The 24838-nt window shown below is 33.8% G+C and carries 16 protein-coding genes; 12 read left to right on the top strand and 4 right to left on the bottom strand.

Annotation, left to right across the window (positions count from 1 at the left end; genetic code table 11):
• Window positions 1–195 precede the first annotated feature (195 nt).
• The 3 genes from QTL86_RS09510 to QTL86_RS09500 all read left to right on the top strand — a co-directional run bounded on the left by QTL86_RS09510 (window position 196) and on the right by QTL86_RS09500 (window position 5348).
• On the top strand, window positions 196–2700 hold the full coding sequence (locus QTL86_RS09510) for a glycosyl hydrolase (protein ID WP_410497068.1): 2505 nt from the start codon (window positions 196–198) through the stop codon (window positions 2698–2700).
• Between the two features lie 203 nt (window positions 2701–2903).
• Complete coding sequence (locus tag QTL86_RS09505; RefSeq protein WP_127066282.1) at window positions 2904–4211, top strand: hemolysin family protein; 1308 nt, start codon at window positions 2904–2906, stop codon at window positions 4209–4211.
• A gap of 255 nt (window positions 4212–4466) precedes the next feature.
• Entirely contained in the window at window positions 4467–5348 is an 882-nt protein-coding gene (locus tag QTL86_RS09500; RefSeq protein WP_127066283.1) for a radical SAM/SPASM domain-containing protein, read from the top strand.
• A gap of 25 nt (window positions 5349–5373) precedes the next feature.
• Here QTL86_RS09500 and QTL86_RS09495 read toward each other — a convergent pair whose 3' ends face one another.
• Window positions 5374–5922: a DUF1836 domain-containing protein gene (locus QTL86_RS09495; protein WP_127066284.1), complete on the bottom strand. Its 549-nt coding sequence runs from the start codon at window positions 5920–5922 to the stop codon at window positions 5374–5376.
• 148 nt (window positions 5923–6070) lie between these two features.
• On the opposite strand from QTL86_RS09495, the gene QTL86_RS09490 reads away from it, so the two are divergent.
• From QTL86_RS09490 to QTL86_RS09465, 6 genes are all read left to right on the top strand, one after another.
• Window positions 6071–6925 carry a DegV family protein gene (locus tag QTL86_RS09490; protein WP_127066285.1) on the top strand — a complete coding sequence of 285 codons (855 nt, stop codon included), beginning with the start codon at window positions 6071–6073 and terminating at the stop codon, window positions 6923–6925.
• 107 nt (window positions 6926–7032) lie between these two features.
• Entirely contained in the window at window positions 7033–7761 is a 729-nt protein-coding gene (locus QTL86_RS09485; protein ID WP_013656658.1) for a ZIP family metal transporter, read from the top strand.
• A gap of 60 nt (window positions 7762–7821) precedes the next feature.
• The gene (locus tag QTL86_RS09480) at window positions 7822–8136 is read left to right on the top strand and encodes a DUF1540 domain-containing protein (RefSeq protein ID WP_127066286.1); all 315 of its coding nucleotides are present in this window, start codon (window positions 7822–7824) and stop codon (window positions 8134–8136) included.
• A 150-nt stretch (window positions 8137–8286) separates the two neighbouring features.
• Window positions 8287–10269 carry an excinuclease ABC subunit UvrB gene (gene uvrB / locus QTL86_RS09475; RefSeq protein WP_127066287.1) on the top strand — a complete coding sequence of 661 codons (1983 nt, stop codon included), beginning with the start codon at window positions 8287–8289 and terminating at the stop codon, window positions 10267–10269.
• Window positions 10270–10629: 360 nt separating this feature from the next.
• Complete coding sequence (locus tag QTL86_RS09470; RefSeq protein WP_127066288.1) at window positions 10630–12828, top strand: beta-glucosidase; 2199 nt, start codon at window positions 10630–10632, stop codon at window positions 12826–12828.
• A 26-nt stretch (window positions 12829–12854) separates the two neighbouring features.
• Window positions 12855–15662, top strand: a complete 2808-nt coding sequence (locus QTL86_RS09465) for a sugar-binding domain-containing protein (protein WP_410497067.1) — start codon at window positions 12855–12857, stop codon at window positions 15660–15662.
• A gap of 204 nt (window positions 15663–15866) precedes the next feature.
• On the opposite strand, the gene QTL86_RS09460 is transcribed toward QTL86_RS09465, so the two are convergent.
• On the bottom strand, window positions 15867–16712 hold the full coding sequence (locus tag QTL86_RS09460; protein ID WP_127066290.1) for a DegV family protein: 846 nt from the start codon (window positions 16710–16712) through the stop codon (window positions 15867–15869).
• 183 nt (window positions 16713–16895) lie between these two features.
• On the opposite strand from QTL86_RS09460, the gene udk reads away from it, so the two are divergent.
• Entirely contained in the window at window positions 16896–17519 is a 624-nt protein-coding gene (udk, locus tag QTL86_RS09455) for a uridine kinase (protein ID WP_127066291.1), read from the top strand.
• 98 nt (window positions 17520–17617) lie between these two features.
• Here udk and QTL86_RS09450 read toward each other — a convergent pair whose 3' ends face one another.
• Window positions 17618–18472, bottom strand: a complete 855-nt coding sequence (locus tag QTL86_RS09450) for a CAP domain-containing protein (protein ID WP_190283297.1) — start codon at window positions 18470–18472, stop codon at window positions 17618–17620.
• A 278-nt stretch (window positions 18473–18750) separates the two neighbouring features.
• On the opposite strand from QTL86_RS09450, the gene uvrA reads away from it, so the two are divergent.
• Complete coding sequence (gene uvrA, locus QTL86_RS09445) at window positions 18751–21579, top strand: excinuclease ABC subunit UvrA (protein ID WP_127066292.1); 2829 nt, start codon at window positions 18751–18753, stop codon at window positions 21577–21579.
• Between the two features lie 122 nt (window positions 21580–21701).
• Here the strand turns inward: uvrA and QTL86_RS09440 are convergent, their stop codons facing one another.
• Window positions 21702–22814 carry a stalk domain-containing protein gene (locus QTL86_RS09440; protein ID WP_410497066.1) on the bottom strand — a complete coding sequence of 371 codons (1113 nt, stop codon included), beginning with the start codon at window positions 22812–22814 and terminating at the stop codon, window positions 21702–21704.
• Window positions 22815–23001: 187 nt separating this feature from the next.
• Here QTL86_RS09440 and uvrC point away from each other — a divergent pair, with 187 nt between their 5' ends.
• Entirely contained in the window at window positions 23002–24837 is a 1836-nt protein-coding gene (gene uvrC, locus QTL86_RS09435; protein WP_127066294.1) for an excinuclease ABC subunit UvrC, read from the top strand.
• Window position 24838: the final 1 nt, after the last annotated feature.

Genomic DNA, 24838 nt, shown 5'->3' with positions numbered 1-24838 from the left:
TGTTAATAGTAATGTTCTTTTTTGTTGGTATAAGTCTACTTTTACATATTATACAAGTATAAATGACATATGGGACATTTTGCAAGATGGAGCAAAAGAGTTCAGTTATAATGAGAAAAGAAGTATGAGATAGGGTCTTTATCTAAATTAAAACAAGAAAAATAGCGTATGAGGAAGAAAGAGAGGAGAAAAGTTATGAAAATGAAAAAGTTTTCAATGGCATTAGCTATAATGATGGGGATTAATGGAATAGTACCTCTTTATGCAGCTACAGACGATAAGATTAAATATGAAGCAGAAGAAGCAACGCTTCATAATGTAGGATTAGGGGATAATAGCTACAAAGGTTATTCTGGAGATGGATATGTAGCAGGTATGGATACATCTGATGCCTATATAGAGTTTACTGTTACTGTCCCTAAAGCAGGTCGTTATAACTTGTATGTTAACTACTGTGCACCTTATGGTGAGAAACAAGAAACAATTACTGTTAATGGTGGACAATCCTTTAGTGGACTTTTTACATCTAATAATGCATTTGAGCTTATGAATGTGGGCGCCATTAAGTTAAATGCAGGTGAAAATAAAATACGTATTTCGAGATTTTGGGGATGGACACTTTTCGATTACATTGAGTTAGAAGAAGCTGGAGCCATTAATATTAATACAGATGTATCAGATGAACTCATTAATCCTAATGCCACAGAAGCTACTAAAAAATTAATGACATATCTGACAAGTATTTATGGTGAAAATATTTTATCCGGTCAATTTGCTTATACCACCAAATATACAGAAATTGATGCGATTTATAATCAAACTAAAAAATATCCTGCTATTATTGGGTTAGATTTTAGCGATTATTCTCCATCACGAGTTGCTTTAGGATGTAATAAAGGACAGGATACAGAAAAAGCCATTGAGTGGTGGAAGCAAGGAGGATTAGTTACTTTTTGTTGGCACTGGCAATCTCCTATAGGAGCTTCTACAGATGAAGATAAGAAGTGGGGCGGTTTCTATACTAAGAATACAACTTATGATTTAGGTAAAGCAATGTCTAATCATAATTCAGAAGAGTACATAACTCTCATAAGAGATATTGATGCAATTGCGGTAGAACTTAAAAAACTTCAAGAAGCTAATGTACCTATACTTTGGAGACCTTTACACGAAGCATCAGGTGGTTGGTTCTGGTGGGGAGCAGCAGGTGCTGATAATTACAAAGAATTATGGACATTAATGTATGACAGATTAACAAACTACCATGGCATTAATAATTTAATATGGGTTTGGAATGCACAAGATAAAGATTGGTACCCAGGTGATGAATATGTGGATATTATTGGCGAAGATATTTATGCCAATAAGAAAGACTATGATTCACAAAGCAATGGGTTTTTAAAAGCTTATGATTATACAGAAATGAATAAAATTATTACAATGTCTGAAAACGGTGTGCTGATGGATCCTGATACTTTAGTAGCGGATGGTATACCTTGGTTATGGAATTGTACTTGGGGAGGAGAATTTGTTGTGCCTTGGGTAGGATCTTATGATTATACAGAACAATATACAAGTTTAGATATGTTAAAGAAATACTATGATCATAGTTATGTTTTAACAAGAGATGAATTACCAGCTTCTTTATTTGTGAATTCAGATGTCAAAGAAATGAAAGTATCAGTTACTACACCTAGCGCAGGTGATGTCTTTGATTGTAGTACAAGTTATTCACCTATACCATTAGCTGCTACTGTTGAAAATGCTAATACTTATACGGTTGAATTTTTTGTAGATGGTACAAGTATGGGGAAAGGTAATGAAGTAAGTTTCTTACCATCAGGTACAACGACTAATGCAGATGGTTTAGTTGATTATACGATAGTAGCGAAAGCGACAGATTCGGCAGGTAAGACTAAGACATCTGAACCTGTAATCATTCAAGTTAAATTACCTGTAGTAGAAAAGATGACTGTAAATGTAGTGAGTCCACAAAGTGGAGAAGTATTTGATTGTAGTGTATCAGGTACAAGTATTCCATTAAGTGCAGAAGTTAAAAATGAAGAAACGGCAACTATAGCATTTTATGTTGATGATAAGCTTGTAGGAACAGGTAATGATGTAAATTGGGTTCCTACGGATACAGTAAGTTCATCGGAAGAATTAAAAACCTATTATGTTGTAGCCAAAGCTACTAATGCTAAGGGTGAAGTTGCAGTTTCAGAAAAAGTAGCTGTTAAAGTAAAATTACCCGTTAAGGAAGTAACACAAACGGTTAAAGTCACACAGAACAAAACTGCGGCCATAGGAAACAGCGTCAATATGAATTTAGAAGTAACCAATACAGGTGAAGAAATGGATTTATCACAATTTGAGATTCGTTATTACTTCACAGAGCAAACAACACTGTCACAAACGATTTGGTGTGATCATAGTGCGCTTCAAATGAATGTATCTCCATGGTATGTTACTTTAAACTCTGATTTAGATAAAAAGGTTGTGGATTTAGGTAATGGCGAATTTTATATTTCTATTAAACCAACAAGCCGTATCCCATTTGTAACCAATGGTAAATTCCTTTTACAAGCTCGTGTAACTAAATCTGACTGGTCAAATTATGATCAAAGTAATGATTTCTCTTATAATAATGGTGTTGCTATATACTATAAGGGAACTTTGATTGAAGGTATGGAACCTTAAAATAGCTAGCATAGGTGTGTTCCTCAACCATTTATGTGAAAGTGTATTAAGCTATATATTAGCTTAATACACTTTTTATATGTTATTCATTTTCAAAAATGAGTATAAAGATTTTGTTAAAAAGTCTAAATTTCATTAAAAAATGCTTCACTATCGTAGGGATATGCTGTAATATATATGTATTAAAATTTTAGGAGGTAGTTATGGATAGTGACCCGGAGTCCCTTTATATGACTTCACAGTTTATATTAATTGGTATTCTTATTTTATTAAATGCTTTTTTTGCCGCCGCAGAAATGGCCATGGTATCCTTAAATAAGAGCCGTATTAGTTTACAAGCAGAAAAAGGGGATAAAAAAGCAAAGTTATTATTAGATTTAATTGAAGAGCCGACAAAAGTATTATCGACTATTCAAGTGGGAATTACTTTAGCAGGTTTCTTTAGTAGTGCATCAGCTGCTACAGGTATATCAGAAAGTTTAGGAGGCTATTTAACAGGACTTGGTATCTCATATGGAGAAGAAATAGCATTAATAGGTGTGACTATTATTTTGTCATATATCACCTTAGTGCTAGGGGAATTGTTTCCTAAAAAAATTGCATTACAAAATGCAGAGGCAGTTGCCAGATTTACTGTAAGGCCTATAGTATTCATGTCTAAAGTAGCAAGGCCTTTTATTAAGTTACTTTCAGGTTCCACTCATTTACTTGTTAAATTAGTTGGCATGGAGCAATCAGAGGGTGGAGAAACTCTGTCTAGAGCAGAAATTAGTTCTTTAGTAGAACAAGGACATGCTACAGGTGTTATTAATGAAACAGAGAATAAAATGATAAATAGTATTTTTAAATTAGAAGCTAAGCTAGCGAATGAAGTCATGACACCAAGAACAGAAGTTTACTTAATTAATAGTGAAATGCCACTTGAGAGCTATTTAGACGAATTATTGCAAGAGCGTTATTCGCGTATTCCTGTATATGAAGGTGATATTGATCATATTGTTGGTATCTTGTATATGAAAGATTTAATAATAGAAGCTAAAAAGAGTGGTTTTGAACATATAGATATAAGGAGCATTTTAAGAGAGCCTTATTTTGTTCCAGAAACAAAGCATATTAATAAGTTATTTAAAGAAATGCAGAGAAGTAAAAGACATCTAGCAGTTTTAATTGATGAATACGGCGGTTTTTCAGGTATTGTTTCTATTGAAGACCTAATTGAAGAAGTAATGGGTGATATTGAAGACGAGTATGATGAAGAAGAACCAGTTATTCAGCAAAAAGGAGAAAATACCTACTTAGTATCTGGTATGATAGCTATTAAAGATTTAAATGATAAATTAAATTTAGAAATGGCTTGCGAAAATTATGAAACCTTAAGTGGTCTACTTGTAGATGCATTGGGTTATATTCCGGAAGAAATTCCTAAGGAACCCATTGTTTATGACGGCTTAACTTTTAGAATTCAAGAAATAAAAGAAAAGCGTATAGAAAAGGTCATGATTCAGATGTAGTAAGTGGTATACTTAAACAATCTAGAAAAGCATAAAGCTATTAAAAAGGATCATTGACATAAAAAAAGTCTCTTATTTATAGAGACTTTTTTTATTGAGTAGAAAAAATGATCTATTGTTAATAAGGAGGCTAAGGAGAAGAGGTTATATTATATTTGGAAATTTATTCAAGTAAATCATTTTAAGGTCTTTTCAGTTCAGTATAAAAAGACTACAATAAGATATTACGGGGAGATTAAAACAAAGGAGGCGAATATGAAGCGCTTTAAAAAGGTTTATATAGAAATTACAAATAGTTGTAACCTAAGCTGTGATTTTTGTCCTAAAACAAAGAGAACTTTAAAATATAATGAAGTAGAAGAGTTTCAACATATTTTAAAGACTATTAAACCCTATACAGACTATATTTATTTGCATTTAATGGGAGAGCCAACTACTCATCCAGAATTAAGGACTTATTTAGAGCTAAGTAGGCAAGCAGGGCTTAAAGTCAATTTGACCACTAATGGTACTTTATTAAAGAAGGTTGAAAATATTCTTTTAGCATCACCTGCTTTAAGACAAATTAACATTTCACTTCATAGCTTTGAGGGAAATAAACAAGTAAGAAATATAGATGAGTATTTAGATACAGTTATTCAGTTTATATTAAGGATGATAGCATCTACTAGGGTTATTTGTAGTATCCGTTTATGGAACATGGATGATGAATTATTAAAAGGTAAAAATGAGCTCAACCAACATATTTTAGATAAGCTTCAAAATGGTCTAGAAGCTGAAATAGATATTAAAGAAGCTTTAAAACAAAAAAACGGTATTAAATTAAGAAAACAAGTTTATTTAAATATGGCGAAGAAATTTGAGTGGCCAGATCAAGACAAAGAGCATTTGGGAGATGAGGTTTTTTGTTATGGACTTAGAGACCAAATAGGTATTTTAGTAGATGGAACAGTAGTACCTTGCTGTTTAGATAGTGAAGGTCATATTAACTTGGGGAATATTTTTGAAACATCTTTAGAAGATATTATTAATAGCCCCAGAGCAACAGCTCTTTATAAAGGGTTTTCGGAGAGAACGGCCGTGGAATCATTATGTAAAAAGTGTGGCTATGCCAGTAGATATCACCGAATAAAATAGAAATGAGTGCTTACCTCAAACAAGGTTAGCACTCATTTTTTTCTGTAATTATATATTGTTCATGATATTGAATGAATTTTTGGATATAAAGTTTATTAGCAAAAGCTAAAACTGTACTACGTAAAAGACGTGTTTGGTCAGTTTCTTTAGTAGCAACAACGGGCATGAGCGCTTCTTTTTGCAAAAAGGTATTCCTTAAAGCATTTTCTAATTCAACACAAAAATAATCATATGCTACCTCTATTGGATAAGTTTGAATTTGAATGCGGATTAAAGCGCAAATCTCAGGAATACTAAGCATTTTTTTAAACACACAAACTACAATTAAATACATTAAATGATGTGTTGTATATTTTTTGTTCTTAGATGGAGAAACAATACCCTGTTTCACATAATTGTTAATCATGGCAGGTGTCAAAATTTTATCATCTGCATCTAGATAGCAACAGTTTAAGGTTTCGTTAATAAAACTGATAACTTGATCCATATAAAGATCAAGATGTGGTAATTCGCTAGAACGAGGACAATGAAAAAGAATCATATCCTGAACTAGATCAGAAGTTTCAAAATCCATTATTAATCCAGCCTCCCTAATAGGATGAATTTATCATAAAACTAAAACAATGTCAATTGTATTAAAAATGGTTTGACATTATAAGTAATATAATTTAATATAGTATTAAAAACTAGATAAAATTATTTTTAGAATTAGAGGAGGAGCTATGAATAAAATCGCACTTTTAGTTGACTCATGTACAGATGTACCAAAAGAATATCAAGAACGTTATCATATATATGTTATGCCACTTATGATTATTTACAAAGAAGGGGAATATTATGATGGAGTGAATATTACTCCGGAAGAAGTATATGAACGCTTTAATGATGAAATACCTACAACCTCTTTACCTAGCCCAGAGACAGTAATGAATACTTTTAAACAAATTAAAGATGATGGTTATACTCATGTGATTGCTGTCACGATTTCTAGTGGCTTAAGTAATACATGGAGTATGGTATCGAGTGTTGCTAGAGAATTTGAGGGACTTACTATCACAGTGATTGATACTAAAAATATTGGGATAGGTGCTGGTTTTAGTGCTATATTAGCGGGACAGCTTTTAGACCAAGGTTTGAGCTATGAAGAGGTTTGTAGGCGTTTAATGGAGAATGTAGAACATACGAAGTTATTTTTCTGCGTTTCAACTTTGGAATATTTACAAAAGGGAGGCAGAATAGGTCTTGTAGCCTCTCTACTAGGAACAGCATTTGATCTTAAACCTATTATATCTTGTAATGAAGATGGCATTTATTATACTGTTACAAAAGTAAGAGGAAGAAATAAGTCTTTAAAGAAAGCAACAGAGCTAGCAGAGGCATTTGCTAAGAAGTATAAACGTTATAATTTAACGGTCATGCATGGTGGTGCAAAGGAAGAAGCTGATAAGATTGTTTCAGAGCTTAAAGCAGTACTACCTAATATTCAAATCATGGTAGAAGGGCAAATTACACCTGCACTTGTTGTACATACAGGACCAGGATTAATTGGTATAGGTGTACAAAGAATAGAAGAATAAAAAATAGTAGTTCTAAATAAGAGCTTGTTCCATAAAATGATTTTAGAGGGATTATCTAGTAGGGTATAAGGAAGATAATCCCCTTTTGCATATAAGGGGGATAAGCTATGGAATTAGTGAGAGTTGGCACTTTAGGGCTATTAGCAGAGGGTGGTGGTCTTAGCTTTGGGATTCTATTACTCTATTTATTTCACATTAAAAACGAACGTTTAATAGGTATGCTTTTTGGTGGAACATCAGGTTTAATGTTAGCTATGATTTGTTTTGATATTTTACCAGAAGCTTTAGAAAAAGGTAGGATTGATTTAGTATTTGTAGGGATTATAATGGGTGTCTTATTAGGGACTCTACTAGATGATTTTGTACCAGAAATTCAAAAACGGCTAGGTAAAAAAAACAGTCCTTTAAGCAAAATGGGACTTATTCTAGCAGTTGGTATTGCTTTGCATAACTTGCCAGAAGGTTTTGCTTTAGGAACCATTAGCAATGTGGATAACGAATCCATCTTTCATTTTACACTGATTTTAGCATTACATAGTGTGCCAGAAGGAATTGCACTATCTATTCCATTTAAACAAGGTGGAATACAGTTATCTAAAATGTTATTTATTGCAATGGGATTAGGTATATGTATGGGGATTGGTGCCGTAGGTGGTTTTGTTTTAAGTAGTATGAGTGAAAATTTAGTAAGTACTGGATTAGGCATTGCAGCAGGTATTATTCTTTATATTATATGTGAAGAACTTTTGCCTGAATCTAAGAAAATATGGAATGGTCGTATGACAACCATTGCTACTATTTTAGGAATGATGTTAGGCTTACTTTTACTTTATTAGAATAGATTTTCTAGACGAGGATAAACTAAGTAAGAAAATCAGTAAATAAGGAGGCTTAATATGCCACAATTAAGATGTAGCGCACAAAATTGTGCCCATAACTCAGAGCAATGTTGCTGTAGAGGTGAAATTAAGGTAGCAGGTAATGCGGCTCAGCATTCTGAAAATACTTGTTGTTCTAATTTTTATGAAGATCAAGGTGGTGCTAGAAATGCAGTAAGTCAGGAGCCAACTGTTCAAATGAATGTGGGCTGTGAAGCAACTAACTGTACTCACAATAATAATTGCAATTGTGCAGCTGATTCTATTGATGTAAGCGGCTACAATGCATGCAACTGCGATGACACTTGTTGTTCGAGCTTTTATCCGAAATAATGAAAGAAGTATAAAAGAGCTATCCTGGATAGCTCTTTTATTATTAATAGCAAAGTATATAATAAAAAACACCAAACTTTTGTTCGACTCATTGAATGAAAGAAAAACTAGTGATACAATAAGCCTAAACCACAAGAAAAGAGGGGAAAAATGAGCAAATTTGAGATTGTTTCTGAATTTAAACCCACAGGAGATCAGCCCCAGGCCATTAATGAGCTTGTAACAAGTATTAATGAAGGGCATAAGTATCAAACTTTATTAGGAGTAACAGGGTCAGGTAAAACATTTACTATGGCTAATATCATAGAAAAGGTACAAAAGCCAACGTTAATTTTAGCACATAACAAAACATTAGCAGCACAGCTCTACAGTGAGTTCAAGGAGTTCTTTCCCAATAATGCAGTAGAATACTTTGTGTCTTATTACGATTATTATCAGCCAGAAGCGTATGTTCCTTCTAGTGATACGTATATCGAGAAAGACTCAAGCGTTAATGAGGAAATAGATAAATTACGTCACTCGGCAACAGCTGCTTTATGCGAACGAGAGGATGTTATTGTCATAGCCAGTGTATCTTGTATTTATGGTTTAGGAGACCCTATCGATTATTCTGAGCAAGTTTTATCCATTCGTACGGGAATGGAAATGGATAGAGATGATGTATTAAGAAAGCTGATACAGATTCAATATACACGTAATGATATGGATTTCGTTAGAGCAAGTTTTCGTGTGCGAGGAGATACAGTAGAGATTATTCCTGCTGGAATGTCTGAGAAAGCCATTAGAATTGAGTTTTTTGGAGATGAAATTGATCGTATAGCAGAGATAGACCCTCTGACAGGTAGTGTTTTTGGCTATAGGGAACATGTGGTCATTTTCCCGGCTTCTTTTTATGCTATTTCAAGTGAAAAAATGGAAGTAGCTTTGCAGCGTATTGAAAAAGAATTAGAAGAAAGACTGAAAGAATTTAAAGAAGAAGATAAGCTTTTAGAAGCACAGCGCCTTTCACAACGTACTCAGTTTGATATGGAAATGTTAAGAGAAATGGGCTATTGTTCAGGGGTAGAAAACTATTCAAGGCATTTATCCGGTAGGGAAGAAGGAGAAACCCCCTTTACCTTACTAGACTATTTCCCTAAAGACTTTTTAATGATTATTGATGAATCTCATATGACTATTCCACAGGTAAGGGCTATGTATAATGGAGACAGAGCTAGAAAAACCGTATTGGTAGACTATGGTTTTAGACTACCATCGGCTCTTGATAATAGGCCTCTTAAATTCGATGAATTTGAAAGTAAGATTAATCAGTTATTATTTGTTTCAGCTACACCTGCTCAATACGAATTAGAACATTCACTTGCCATTGCCGAGCAGCTTATTCGACCAACAGGACTTTTAGATCCAGTGATTGAGTTAAGACCTGTTAAAGGACAGATTGATGATTTATTAGGAGAAATCAATCAAATTGTGGCTAAAGGTGAGAAAGTCATGATTACTACACTTACCAAGCGTATGGCAGAAGACTTAACAACTTACATGGGTGAATTAGGTGTTAAAATTAAGTACCTTCACTCAGATATTGATACGCTAGAGCGGATTGAAATTATTAGAGATTTACGTATGGATGTATTTGATGTATTAGTGGGAATTAACCTTTTAAGAGAAGGCTTAGATATTCCAGAGGTATCTTTAATCGCTATTTTAGATGCAGATAAAGAAGGCTTTTTACGTTCAGAAACTTCCCTGATTCAGACTATAGGACGTGCAGCACGTAATGCTAATGGTAGGGTTATTATGTATGCGGATCAAGTGACCAAATCTATGAAAAATGCTATTTCAGAAACAGCTAGAAGAAGACAAATCCAAGAAGAATATAATGAGGCTCATGGCATTGTGCCTAAAACGATTAAGAAAAAAATTAGAGACCTTATCATTGCCACTAAGACAGCAGACAAGGAAAAAGGCTTGCTAGCCGAAAAAGATCCAGAGTCTATGAGTAAAGAAGAATTAGAAAAGACTATGAAAAAAGTTGAGAAAGATATGAAGAAAGCGGCGACTGAATTACAATTTGAAAAAGCCGCCGAGTTAAGAGATGTCTTAATTAAGCTTAAGCAAGCTTATTTAAAATAGTGGTTGAATGAATTTAATAATAAGAAGAAGTGGTGGTTGTGTAAGTGATAGGGATTCATGGCATAACCACCATTTTAGGTATAATAGCGGGATTTAATGATAAAGATTTTAATACTTCTTTGATGATATTCATATGCAAAATCATCAAAGAAGTATTATTTTTTTTTATAGAAATAAGTTAATATAAGTAGAAATGGCAGGGGAAATAGTAAGAAAAGTAAAGTGTTGTTTATAGAAAAATTCATGTATTAAATAAGCAAACTATGTAGTAACATAATTTTAAATACATATGAGAGCGATAGGTATATGAGCTTATTTTACAAACAATACATATGAGAATTGGGAAGGAATTCATATCTTATGAGTGAGAAAGATACAAGGTTAATAAACAAGTTGTTAGAGAAACTAACATTAGAAGAAAAGATTGGAATGATTCATGGTGCAAGTTTATTTAGAACAAAGGGTGTAGAAAGACTTGGTATTCCACCACTTAAAATGTCAGATGGTCCTATGGGCGTTCGTATGGAATTTGCAGATACAGAGTGGAGAGCTATTGGAAATACAGATGATTATGTCACTTATTTACCAAGTAATAGTGCTATTGCGGCTACTTGGAACCGAGAACTAGCAGGTAAAGCAGGAGAGGTGTTAGGTGAAGAAGCCAGAGGCAGAGGAAAAGATATTATATTGGCACCTGGTATTAATATAAAAAGGAGCCCCTTATGTGGGAGAAATTTTGAGTATATGAGTGAGGATCCTTATCTGGTTAAAGAACTTACAGTACCTATGATTAGAGGTATTCAAAAATATGATGTGGCAGCTTGCGTAAAACACTTTGCTGCTAATTCTCAAGAAACGCAAAGATTATGGGTAGATACATTGGTTGATGAAAGGACATTGCAAGAAATTTATTATCCCGCATTTAAAGATGCTGTTAAAAGAGCAAATACCTATTCACTAATGGGTGCATATAATCTACTTAATGGTAAACATTGTTGTGAAAATGGAAAACTGCTAGATGAAGTTTTGCGTGAACAATGGGGGTATGATGGAACGATTGTATCTGACTGGGGAGCAGTTCATAACACCCAAGCAGCAGCAGAATGTTCTTTAGATGTGGAAATGAATATAACTAATGATTTTGATGACTATTGTTTGTCTAAGCCATTACTGGAAAAAGTGAAATCTGGAGAAATTGATGAATTATGCATCGATAATAAAGTTAGAAATATCCTTAGAATGATGCTACGCCTTCATATGATTGGAGATCAAGTGGAAGAAAGAAAGGCTGGAACTTACAATACAAAAACACATCAAGAAGCTGTATTGGAAGTAGTAAGAGAATCTGTTATTTTGTTAAAAAATGATAACAATGAACTACCACTTAAGAAAAAAGGATTAAAGAAAATAGCTGTCATTGGACAAAATGCAGTTCAAATTCATTCTAATGGAGGGGGAAGTGCAGAGGTTAAAGCACTCTATGAGATATCTCCACTTATGGGAATCAAAAAGATATTAGGTGGAAATACAGAAGTTGTTTTTGCTGAGGGATACTATATTCCTAAAAAATGTGAAGAGAGTGATCAAAACTGGCAAGCAACTAGTATCTATGACAAGTCTTTGGAAATAGCAGATATTACAAGAGAGAATATAGGAGGTAATTCGGAAGATAGAATTGAAGAAAGAAGGAAGCAGATTCAAAATCAACTGAGAGAAAAAGCGGTAGCACTTGCTAAAGAAGTAGAAGTGGTTATTTTAATTGGTGGACTTAATCATGATTATGATGTAGAGGGACTTGACAGAGAGCATATGAGATTACCTTATGAGCAAGATGCATTAATTCAGGCAGTTTTAGAAGCTAATCCTCATACAATAGTAGTGATTTATGCAGGAGCCCCAGTAGAAATGCCATGGATAGAACAAGCTGATTCTATTGTGTGGAGTTATTATGCAGGAATGGAAGGTGGTACTGCATTAGCGGAAATATTATGGGGAGAAGTCAATCCCTCTGGTAAGCTTCCAGAAACATTCATAAAAAAAGAAATACAGTGCCCAGCACATTTTATTGGAGAATTTGGGAAAAAGGATGTTGTGGCATATAAAGAAGAAATCATGGTAGGTTATCGTTATTACGATACGTATTGTACAGACATTCTATTCCCATTTGGATATGGATTATCTTATACGGAATTCTTATATGATGATTTAAAAGTACAATTATTAGAGAAAGAAAATGAGTTATCAGTTATTGTAGAAGCTAGTATAAAAAACATAGGAAATTTAGAAGGTGCAGAAGTGGTTCAGCTTTATATAGTTGATGTAGAAGCAAGTGTAGAACGTCCTTTACATGAATTAAAAGCTTTTGAAAAGATAAATCTTAAGCCGGAAGAAGTACATAAAATACACTTTGTTTTAAATGAAGAAGCGTTTAGTTTTTATAGTGTTGAAGATAAGTGTTTTAAGGTAGAAGATGGTGCATTTATGATACAAGTAGGAGGTTCTTCTAGAAATATTCACTTAGAAGAAGAAATAATAATTACCCGTAATTATTTTAAGTAACTCTAGAAATGAAATGAGGAGGACTTATGTTAGAAAAAATTGATTTAAAAGGGAAGTGGCAATTCGAATTAGATCAGCAGATGAAGGGAATTGATGAGTGCTATTTTTCGAGAAATTTAAAAGATGAAATGGCACTACCTACAACAACTTCAGAAGCCAAAAAGGGAGAGTATAATCTGGAAGAAAATGTAGGTTATCTAACTGACCCTTACTTATTTGAGGGATATGCATGGTATGCAAAGGAAATAATAATACCTAAGCAGTATCTCAATAGGACGATAAAATTAACATTAGAACGCACAAGAATTTCACATGTATGGATAGATGATCAATATGTAGGAAACTGTAATGGTCTTTGTTCAAAACATATTTATGAGTTGAGCAAATACATTATTAGAACTCATCATAAGATAACTATAATGACTGATAATACAGCTTATCCTACAAAGGGAGGGCATATGACCTCTCCCGATACGCAAACGAATTGGAATGGTATAACAGGTGAGATAAGTCTAATCATTTATGATGATGTATACTTGTCAAATATAAAACTATATACAGACATTCATACTAAATCCGTAAGGATAAAAGGTGATCTTAAGATAAAAGACACCCTCAAGGACAATAATGAGATGGTGCTTTGTGCGTATGTAATAGATGAAAAAGAGACTTTTGAAAAACAAAAAATGAAGATAAAAGATGAACGGCTTGACTGGTTATACTATCTAGGAGAAAAAGCGATTTTATGGAGTGAATATACCCCTAAAGTATATTCTTTAGTTATAGAAATAGAAAAACAAGGTGAGTGTATAGATAGAAGTGAATATCGCTTTGGATTACGAGAGTTTAAAGCTGAGAAAAATAGATTTACTATAAACGGAAATGATACTTTTCTCAGAGGAAAGCATGATGGTCTTATTTTCCCACTGACTGGCTATGCTCCTACGGATGTGGAGAGTTGGTTACAAGTAATGCAAACTGCTAAGTTGTATGGGATTAATCATTATCGTTTTCATACATGCTGTCCACCAAAGGCTGCTTTTACTGCAGCAGACCAACTAGGTATTTATATGGAACCGGAGTTACCATTCTGGGGAACAATAACTTCACCATTAGATGAGCAGCATGATGAAGAGATGCATCAGTATTTAGTTAATGAGGGATATAGAATTTTAGATGAATTTGGAGACCATCCCTCTTTTGTAATGATGTCATTAGGAAATGAACTATGGGGTAATAAAGAGGTACTCAACGATATTCTTGGAGCTTATAAAAACTATGATAATAGACATCTTTATACACAAGGATGTAATAACTTTCAATTTTCGCCTTGTATTCTAGAAAATGATGATTTTTTCTGTGGTGTTAGATTTTCAGAAGATAGATTGTTTAGAGGTTCATATGCTATGTGCGACGCACCACAAGGACATATTCAAGTGCAGCCGCCGAACACAACACATTGTTATGATGATAAGATACGTCCTACAATGGGGGTATTTCATTCAAAAAATAAAGAAGGCTCTATAGAAATCCAATATGGTACAGGTATAAAAACGGTTGATTTGATAGAATCAGAAGAGCTTATTCCCAATGTACCAGTGATCGCTCATGAAATTGGACAATATGAAGTGTTTCCCAATTTTAAAGAAATTCAGAAGTATAAAGGGGTATTAGAACCTCGGAATTTGCAAGTATTTGAGAAAAGGCTTAGTAAGTCAGGTATGTTACATAGGGCAGACGCTTATTTTAAGGCATCGGGGAAATTGGCAGCAGCATGCTACAAAAATGAAATAGAGACAGCTTTTCGTAGTCATGAATTAGCAGGCTTTCAAATATTAGATTTACAAGATTTTACAGGTCAAGGCACCGCATTAGTAGGTATGCTAGATGCTTTTATGGAAAGCAAAGGGCTTATAACGCCAGAAAAGTGGAAAAGTTTTTGTTCAGATGCAGTTCTCATGGCTAAGTTTCCCAGTTATGTTTGTGAATTAAATGAAGTTTTTAAAAGTACTATAGAAATAGCGTATTTTAGACTTGAAATAGTTCATGATGCAAGACTGAAAATCAAATTACTTAGTCAAGAAGAGGAAATTTATACAGAAATAGTTACAATAGGAGAGATTGCAATAGGGCATACGGTGTTATATGAGTTGGCCATTCAATTCCCAAACACTCTAGAACCGAGAGCAATAACGTTAACAATAGAGATTGATAACACGGATATACAAAATAGCTATACATTGTGGGTTTATCCTAGCTTAATGGAAGAGATTAATAATGAAGATGAGATTGTTACTACAAGTTTAGAGAAGGCGTGTGAAGCATTGCAAGTAGGAAAACGAGTACTGTACTTACCTGAAATAAAGAACAATACTCATTCAATAGAGGGGACCTATTGTACGAATTTCTGGAATTATCCCATGTTTAGGTCTATTTCTGAGAGTGTGGGTAAACCAGTACCTATTGGTACCATGGGTTTATTAATTGATTATAAACATCCAGCATTGAAGTATTTCCCGAGTGAATTTTATACGACACCTCAATGGTTTGATATAGTGAGTAGATCTAATTCTACTATATTAGATGGTATAATTTCGGCACCTATAGTACAAACAATAGATAATTTTGAGAGAAATCATATGCTAGGATTGATTTTTGAAGTCAAGATAGGTGAAGGGAAACTTTTAGTTTGCACCGCTGAACTGGATTACTTACAAGATAGCATATCAGCAAAATGGCTTTACTATAGCTTGAAAAAATATGTAAGTACAGAGACATTTGAACCTAAAGAGAAAATGGCTCTAGAGGTATTTAAAAGACTGTATCAAAAATAGTATTGATGCAAATTAACTAATGATATCAGATAAGTAAAGTAATACAATGCAATTAAGTGACTTGAAAACTTTTGAATAAAACTTGGTATTAATATAGTTTTCACTTTTATGTCAAAAAAGGCTTAACGATATACTAGACGTTAGAAGCAATAAATGCAGGAATTCCTCACCTAATGAAGATATAAGGAATTCCACTATATTAGTTTATTTAGTAAAATAAGCAAGACCGATGCTACCAGGACCAACATGAAGGCCAATAACAGGGCCAATAGATTGAATTTGGATTTTACGGCCTAATTGGTTTTCTAGTACTTTAGCTAATGCTAATCCTTCTTCTTCACAATTGATATGATGAACAATGACATCACCTAAATCGCATTCAGCTAAATCACTCATAAAACCTTGAATAATAGCATCAATAGCTTTTTTCTTAGTACGAACTTTAGTAAAAACAGAGGTTTGTCCATCTTTAACGGTTAAGATAGGTTTGATTTGCAATAACGTTCCCAATAAAGCAGCAGCCCCCCCAATGCGACCTCCTTTTTTTAGATAAGTAAGGGTGTCGGGGGTGAATAGAAAGCGGCTATGATTAATAACTGCTTGAGCAGCAGCAACTACTTCGCTTATGTTTTTACCTTCTGAAGCAGCTTTAGCAGCTTCAAGTGCAGTAAAACCAAGTTGCATACAGTTTGTGCGAGAGTCTAAAATTTCTATTTCTGCATGAGGGTATTTTTCTATAATCATATCTTTAGTAGAATGTGCACTAGCGTAGGTACCACTCATTTCCGAAGAAAGAAAAATAGCTACAATACTATTCCCTTGTTTAATTAAATTTTCGAAGGTGTCATACATTTCACCAGGAGTAGGTTGAGAAGAAGTAGGAATTTCAGGAGATTTAGCCATTTCTTCATAAAAGGTTTCATTTTTGATATCTACTTCCCTTAATACTTGGTCATTTAAGTGTACACCTAAGGAAACAATAGAAATATCATATTTTAAACGTTCTTGTTCAGGAATGTAAGACGTACTGTCTGTAACAATTTTAATCATTTTCAAACTCCTTTATAGCATACTATAAGTTTATTAAAACAATTTCATATGTATTTTATATGTTTATAATATATTCCATCTAGTTTTTTAGATGAAATCCTAGCCAAGTATAGATCACTATGTTATGATGAAATATAGTGGCTATGAGCCAAGCAAACAGAATGTGACTAGATGGAGGATACTATGAAAGAAATTTTAATCATAGGTATTGCAGGTGGAACGGGTTCTGGAAAAACAACTTTAACCCAAAAAATAAAAGAAGCGTTTAATGATGATGTTGTCGTTTTATCTCATGATTATTACTATAAATCTAATGCGCACTTAACATATGAGGAGCGTACAAAATTGAATTACGATCATCCTAATGCGTTTGATACAGATCTTTTAATTGAACATGTACGTAGACTCAAACAGGGTGAGCCTATTTCACACCCAGTTTATTCATTTGTAGAACATACACGTTTAGAAGAAGTTATGGAAGTACAACCTAGAAAAGTTATTATTGTTGAAGGTATTCTTATTTTTGAGAGTCAAGAACTTTGTGACTTAATGGATATCAAAGTATTTGTAGATACTGATGCAGATTTACGTATTATTAGAAGACTTTTACGTGATGTAAAAGAAAGAGGAAGAGACTTAGATTCAGTTATTAATCAATATATTGGAACGGTTAAACCAATGCATGAGCGTTTTGTAGACCCAACTAAAAAGCGTGCCGATGTCATTATTCCAGAAGGTGGCTTTAACTCAGTAGCACTTTCTATGTTATTAGAACAAATTCGTAACTTTATAGCTAATCAAAAATAAATTAAAGAGGTAGAACGAAGATTCTACCTCTTTAATTTATTTTTGAGATAAAAAAGTATTTATACAAATGCTTTTTTCTTTATTAATCCAATAGTATATTATTTCTTGATAAACATTTGTGTCCAATAATGGCCATTATTATCGTAACCAATACCAATGTGTGTGAAATTGCTACTTAAAATATTAGCACGGTGACCTGAGCTGTTCATCCAACCTTCGACAACTGCTTCTGGTGTAGCATAGCCCTGAGCAATATTTTCACCAGCAGCTGTATAGCTGATACCAAATTGTTTCATCATATCAAAAGGGGAGCCGTAAGTTGGACTTGTATGACTAAAGTAACCATTAGTACGCATATCCGTTGATTTAATGCGTGCTACATTTCTAAGGCTTTCATCCATTGTAAGGGAAGTAAGACCAACAGCAATACGTTCTTTATTAACAAGGGCTAAAACCTGATCTTCAAAGCTTGTTTGCGTATTTGTAGTAGGTTCATTTACTTCAGGTTTATTTGTAACTGGAGGTGTAAGAGGTTTGGTAATATAAACACTTTTGTTTTTCCAGTCTACGCTATAACCAAAAGCTTCTGCTAAAACTCTTAAAGTTATGTAGCTACGACCATCTTTAATTTCAATACACTGAGTTAGCAATTTGCCATTTACCCATAAACTTTGTGTTTTAGAATTGATACGAACAGTAAGCATTTTTTGTGTGGATTGATGTTTTCCAGTTAAGATAACCTCTGGTGACTGCCAATCTACTTGAAGGCCTAGAACTTCGCCCACTGCACGCACTGGAATCATTGTTCTTTGGGTACTAGAAATATAAGCTGGGGTACTAGAACTGTTAATTACTTTACCTTCTATATAAATAGGAATAGATGAAGCTGCAAATAGCGAAGAACATAAAAGTAAAAATGAGAGACATAAAATAGTAAGTTTTTTGTGTTTCATAGTAAAACCTCTTTCCATTTGTAATGATGACTAATTGTTACAAAATGTTACATAATTATTACAAAATTAGTCTAAGGGAATTTGACTAAAAAAACAAGACTAAAATAAAAATTACCATCAATTAACATACCTATATATCGGAATAAAATAGGAGTATAGAAAGGGGTTTTTCTATTAAAACTAATTAAAAGAAAAAACAATCGAACAGATGTTTGAAAAAATAAATATTGCATGATATAATAAGCCATAAGAAACTAAGGATAAGAGAAGGGGAATTTATGAAAAATAAAATTGTCATTAAAGGTGCCAAAGAGCACAATTTAAAAAATGTAGATTTAGAATTAGAACGTGATCAGTTTATTGTATTTACAGGATTAAGTGGTTCGGGTAAATCCTCGTTGGCATTTGATACAATTTATGCAGAAGGTCAAAGACGCTATGTAGAATCTTTATCTGCTTATGCAAGACAGTTTTTAGGTCAGATGGAAAAGCCAGATGTAGAAAGTATATCAGGCCTTTCACCAGCCATTTCAATTGATCAAAAAACAACAAGTAAAAATCCGCGTTCTACGGTAGGGACAGTAACAGAAATCTATGATTACCTACGTTTGCTTTATGCAAGAGTAGGAATTCCACATTGTCCTAAATGTGGCAAAGAAATTAAAAAACAAACCATAGACCAAATGGTAGATGTCCTTATGGGACTTGAAGAAAGAACAAAGGTGCAACTTCTTGCTCCAGTTGTGAGAGCACGTAAAGGACTTCATGAGAAGGTACTCGAAAATGCTCGTAAACAAGGTTTTATACGTGCACGTATTGATGGAGAGATGTATGACTTATCAGAGGAAGAAATTAATTTAGACAAAAATAAAAAACATACCATTGATGTCATTGTGGATCGATTAGTGATTAAGCAAGGTATTGAAAAACGTTTAACGGATTCTATAGAGACAGTTATGAAGCTTTCAGGTGGGCTCATGTTAGTAGATATTGTAGATGGAAAAGAAATGCGATTTAGTGAAAGTTTTGCTTGTCCAGATTGTAATATCAGCATTGAAGAACTAGAACCAAGATCCTTTTCTTTTAACAATCCTCAAGGAGCATGTCCTGCCTGTACTGGTTTAGGTGAACATTTAGAGGTGGATCCAGAATTGGTTGTTCCTAATCCGAGTTTAAGCCTAAGGCAAGGCGCTATTGCTGTAGTCGGTTGGGGATCAATAGGTAATCCAAGTAGTTATGCATATGCCCTTATGTCTGCTTTGATTAAAAAGTATAACTTTGACCTAGATACCCCATTTGAAGAATTACCAGAAAAGGTACAACATGTGATTTTATATGGGACAGGCAAGGAAAAAATTAAGTTTGTTTTTTCAGGGGAATATGGCACAAAAGAGTATGAATACGCCTTTGAAGGTGTACTTGCCAACACTAAAAAGCGATATAATGAAACCAGTTCAGAATCAGCTAAACAGGAGTATGAGAGCTTAATGACAAGTATTCCTTGTAGTGTATGTAAGGGAGCAAGGCTAAAACCAGAGTCTTTAGCTGTAACGATAGCAGATAAGAATATTGACGATTTAACGCATCTAGCTGTAGGGGAGTTAAAAATATTTTTTGATACTCTTCAGTTAACAGAGCGCCAAAATAAAATAGGGGAACTAATTTTTAAAGAAATTAAAGCGCGTTTAGGGTTTTTAGTAGATGTGGGACTTGATTATTTAAATCTAGCGCGTGCTTCAGGGACTCTTTCAGGAGGAGAAGCACAACGTATTCGTTTAGCTACCCAGATTGGATCTGGTTTAGTAGGCGTGCTTTATATTTTGGACGAACCAAGTATTGGTCTTCATCAAAGAGATAATGATAAGCTCATTCAAACATTAATTAAGCTGAGAGACTTAGGAAATACTTTAATTGTCGTAGAACACGATGAAGATACTATGTATGCAGCAGATTGGATTGTTGATATTGGTCCTGGTGCGGGGGAGCATGGTGGAGAGATTATTGCTTCTGGGCCTATTGGTACGATTTTAGCTTGTGAAAAATCTGAGACAGGTGCGTATTTAAGTGGGCGTAAATGTATTGAGATTCCCGAAGTAAGAAGAAAGGGAAATGGTCATAGTTTAACTTTAACAGGTGCAGCGGCTAATAATTTAAAAAATGTAACCTTAAAACTGCCATTAGGCACCTTAACTTGTATTACGGGGGTATCTGGTTCAGGAAAAAGTTCACTTATTAATGAGATTTTATTAAAACGTTTAGCTAGAGATTTAAACGGTGCACGTTTAAAGCCAGGTCAGCATAAGGACCTAAAAGGTATAGAATACTTAGATAAAGTCATTAGTATTGACCAGTCACCTATCGGGCGTACGCCACGTTCTAATCCAGCTACTTATACAGGTGTATTTGATCAAATCAGAGATTTATTTGCTCAAACTAATGAAGCTAAGATGAAAGGTTATCAAAAAGGACGTTTTAGTTTTAATGTCAAAGGTGGACGTTGTGAAGCCTGTCAAGGTGATGGGATGATTAAGATTGAAATGCACTTTTTACCTGATGTATATGTGCCCTGTGAAGCTTGTAAAGGCAAACGTTACAATCGTGAAACCCTAGAGGTTAAATACAAAGATAAATCTATTGCAGAAGTTTTAAATATGACAGTGGAAGAAGCACTTAAGTTCTTTGAAAATATTCCTACAATTTCACGTAAGCTCCAAACCATTGTAGATGTGGGACTTGGTTATATTCGTTTGGGACAACCTTCTACGACTTTATCAGGAGGAGAGGCGCAACGTGTTAAATTAGCTACAGAACTTAGTAAGCGTAGTACAGGAAAAACAATTTACATTTTGGATGAACCAACAACAGGTTTACATTTTGCTGATGTTCATAAATTAGTAGGTATTTTAGACAGACTTGTAGAAGGTGGTAATAGTGTGGTTGTTATTGAACATAACCTAGAGGTCATTAAAACAGCAGATTATATCATTGATTTAGGGCCCGAAGGAGGCACTAGAGGCGGTCAGATTATAGCCCAGGGAACACCTGAACAAGTAGCTAAAAAGGAAGGGTCGTATACCGGCCAATTTTTAAAGAAAATACTAAAATAAATAGGAAAATCTATAGACAAACATAAAAAAGGTATTAAAGCAAATTTGCTTTAATACCTTTTTGGCTAAGAAAAAATAGTTAAACCTGTAAATATCAGTGTGCTTAATTACTAAAAGGCAGATTATCTATAAGAGAAACGGCCATTTGTATCAATAGTTGCAATGATATTACCAGTAGTTGTATCAACAACTTGGCCTTCTACGTCTACACCGTCATACTCTTTTTCAATATCAATTTGCATATCGTAAAGATCATCTTCGATAACTGTATCATTAGTTTGGATGCCTTTCCATTTTGTTTGAAGATCTACAGTTGAAAGTTTTACTTTTACAGTAAATAATAAAGATCTAGAACCAGTAGCTAATTCAATACTGTCAATAGGTAAAGTAAATTTACCATTTTCAGTTGAGGTTGTATAAGCTATATTACTAAAGCTAGTATAGTAACGAGAAAGGTCTCTAGCTGTATCATAGTAATTATCTGACATTAAGCTGAAACTAATTTTATTGGTTTTAGAGTATGTAAAAGTTGCTTTATCCCAATCAGAGCGACTGTCTGTAATAGAACCTACAATTTCGATATCCGAATGATTTTTACGAATAGCAACACAAATATCTTGTGTGAAGAGTCTTAATTCACTAGAGCTTAAACGATTAAATCTTGACTCATCATTTCTTGAATCATATGAGATTTCTAATTCTAATTTTCCACTAGAATTTTGTGTTAAGTCGAATGTCCAATCAATACGATTTTCTGTACCAAAAGTTTCTTGAATGCTAGCAAGCGTTTTATTAAGAGCAGAAGTGGAAATATCAGACCCAGTAGAGGTATCTTGTTTATAATTAGCAAGTTCTGCTTTTAAAGTTTCAACTTCACGTTGTGCTAAAGCAAGATTGTAATTGGCAGTAGCTAGTTGTTGTTGTAATGAAGTAACTTGTGAAGAGTTATCTGTTGTAGCTGTATTAGTGATTTTAACCAGATTATTAGTTCCATCCCAATTTACATCGGCACCTAATATTTGGCTAACTGCACGAAGTGGTACATAAGTAGTACCATCAATAGCAAATGGCTCTTCAGAAATAGATTTAACTACGCCATTATAGCTTACTTGAATATTTCTGTAGGTAGCTTTTAAGGTTTTTGTATAGTTAGCTGCATCTACAATGCCTGCACTGAAAACGGTGCTTAAACCAAGTACTAAACATAATTTTTTGTAATTATTACTTATTTTCATAATAGTCCTCCTGTAAATAAAGAATTTATTAATTAACGTCAAACTAAGTATAAACAATATACCTCAAAATATCAATGAATACGAGTATAAAAATACTATTTTAACTAAACTGAAATAATATGGTAATAAAACAGAATATGCTATAATAATCTTAAGACAAGTAAAGACTAGCAAGAAGGAGGCAGATATGTTTGTTATAGAAGATGAGCTGAAACGACTGCCTGAAAAACCAGGCGTTTATTTGATGAAAAACGATTTAGGACAAATTATTTATGTAGGAAAAGCCATTAATCTAAAAAATCGTGTGAGACAATATTTTCAAAGTTCAAAGAACCATTCTATTAAAGTTAAGAAGATGGTGCAGCATATTGTGAGCTTTGAATATATTATTACACGTTCAGAAGTAGAAGCACTTGTATTAGAATGTAATTTAATCAAAAAGTATGATCCTAAGTACAATATTCGATTAAAGGATGATAAACAGTATCCCTATATTAAAATAAATACGCAAGATGCTTTTCCTCGCATGCGCGTTGTAAGGCAAATGAAAAAGGATGGTGCTAAGTATTTTGGCCCTTACACAGACGCTACAGCTATGTGGGAGGTTGTTGACATTATTAAAAATACCTGGCCGTTACGTACTTGCACACGTAACTTGCCAAAAGACATAGGGAAAGAACGAGCTTGCCTCAATTATCATATTGGTAAATGTAATGCACCTTGTACTGGACTTATTGATGAACAAGCTTATGGTGAAATGATTGAGGAAGTCATCAGTTTCTTAAATGGTAAGTATAAAGAAGTTATTAAAAAGCTTCAAGCAGATATGTTAGTTGCTTCAGAAAGTTTGCAATTTGAAAAGGCAGCCCAGCTAAGAGATCAAATACAAGCAGTTATGAAATTAGAACAAAAGCAAAATGCTACAATGAGTAGTATGTTAGACCAAGATGTTATTGCTTTTGCAAAAAGTCCACAAGATACCTTAGTGCAGGTTTACTTTGTAAGGAAAGGTAAAATGGTGGGAAGAGAACATTTTTATTTAAAAGATACAGAAGATGAGGTCATAGAAGAAGTTTTTCGTGATTTTATCGTGCAGTTTTATGCTAATGCAACCTTTATTCCAAAAGAGATTGTTATCGAAAGGATACCGAATGAAAAGGAAGTGTTAGAAAGCTATTTAGCAGAGAAGAAAGGAAGTAAAGTACAACTGATTACACCTGTTAAAGGTACTAAACATGGTTTAATGGAGCTGGCAAGCAAGAATGCTGAATTAACATTAGGGCAATTTGGAGATCAGATGAAAAAGGAACAAGAGCGTACTGAAGGGGCTTTAGCTCAGCTTCAAGAAGCTATTGGATTAGAAAAACTGCCGTATCGTATGGAGGCTTACGATATTTCTAATACACAAGGAGTACAATCTGTAGGTGGCATGGTAGTTTTTGAAGGTGGCAAACCTAAGAAAAGTGATTATCGAAAGTTTAAAATTAAAAGTATACAGGGTCCTAATGATTATGGTAGTTTAGAAGAAGTATTAGACAGGCGATTCAATCGCCTTAAAGAAGAGCAAGAGGAAAACAGTTTCAGTAAGATGCCAGATCTATTGATGATGGATGGTGGAAAGGGCCAAGTAAGCGTAGCTGAAAAAATGCTTGAGAAGTATGGGTTAGCTATACCAGTTTGTGGTATGGTTAAAGATGATCGCCATAGAACGAGAGGACTTCTTTTCCAAGGTGAAGAAATTGTACTACCTAGTGGTAGTGAAGGTTTTAAATTAATTACACGTTTACAAGATGAAGTTCATCGCTTCTCTATAGAATATCACAAAAAGCTTCGTAGTAAAGCTCAAGTACAATCCTTATTGGATGAGATTAAGGGTGTAGGAAAAGAACGAAAAAAAATTATCTTGAAACATTTTAAAAGCATAGAGCACTTAAGACAGGCTAGTCTTAGTGACATTGAACAAGTTCCTGGTATCCCTGCAGATGTTGCAAGCAATATATATAATTATTTCCATAGGAATTAGG

It is taken from the genome of Cellulosilyticum sp. ST5 (assembly GCF_046529625.1).
In the GTDB taxonomy this organism is placed as follows: Bacteria; Bacillota; Clostridia; order Lachnospirales; family Cellulosilyticaceae; genus Cellulosilyticum; species Cellulosilyticum lentocellum.
Note: the sequence above shows the minus strand (reverse complement) of the source record. Positions and strands in the feature narration are given on the sequence as shown.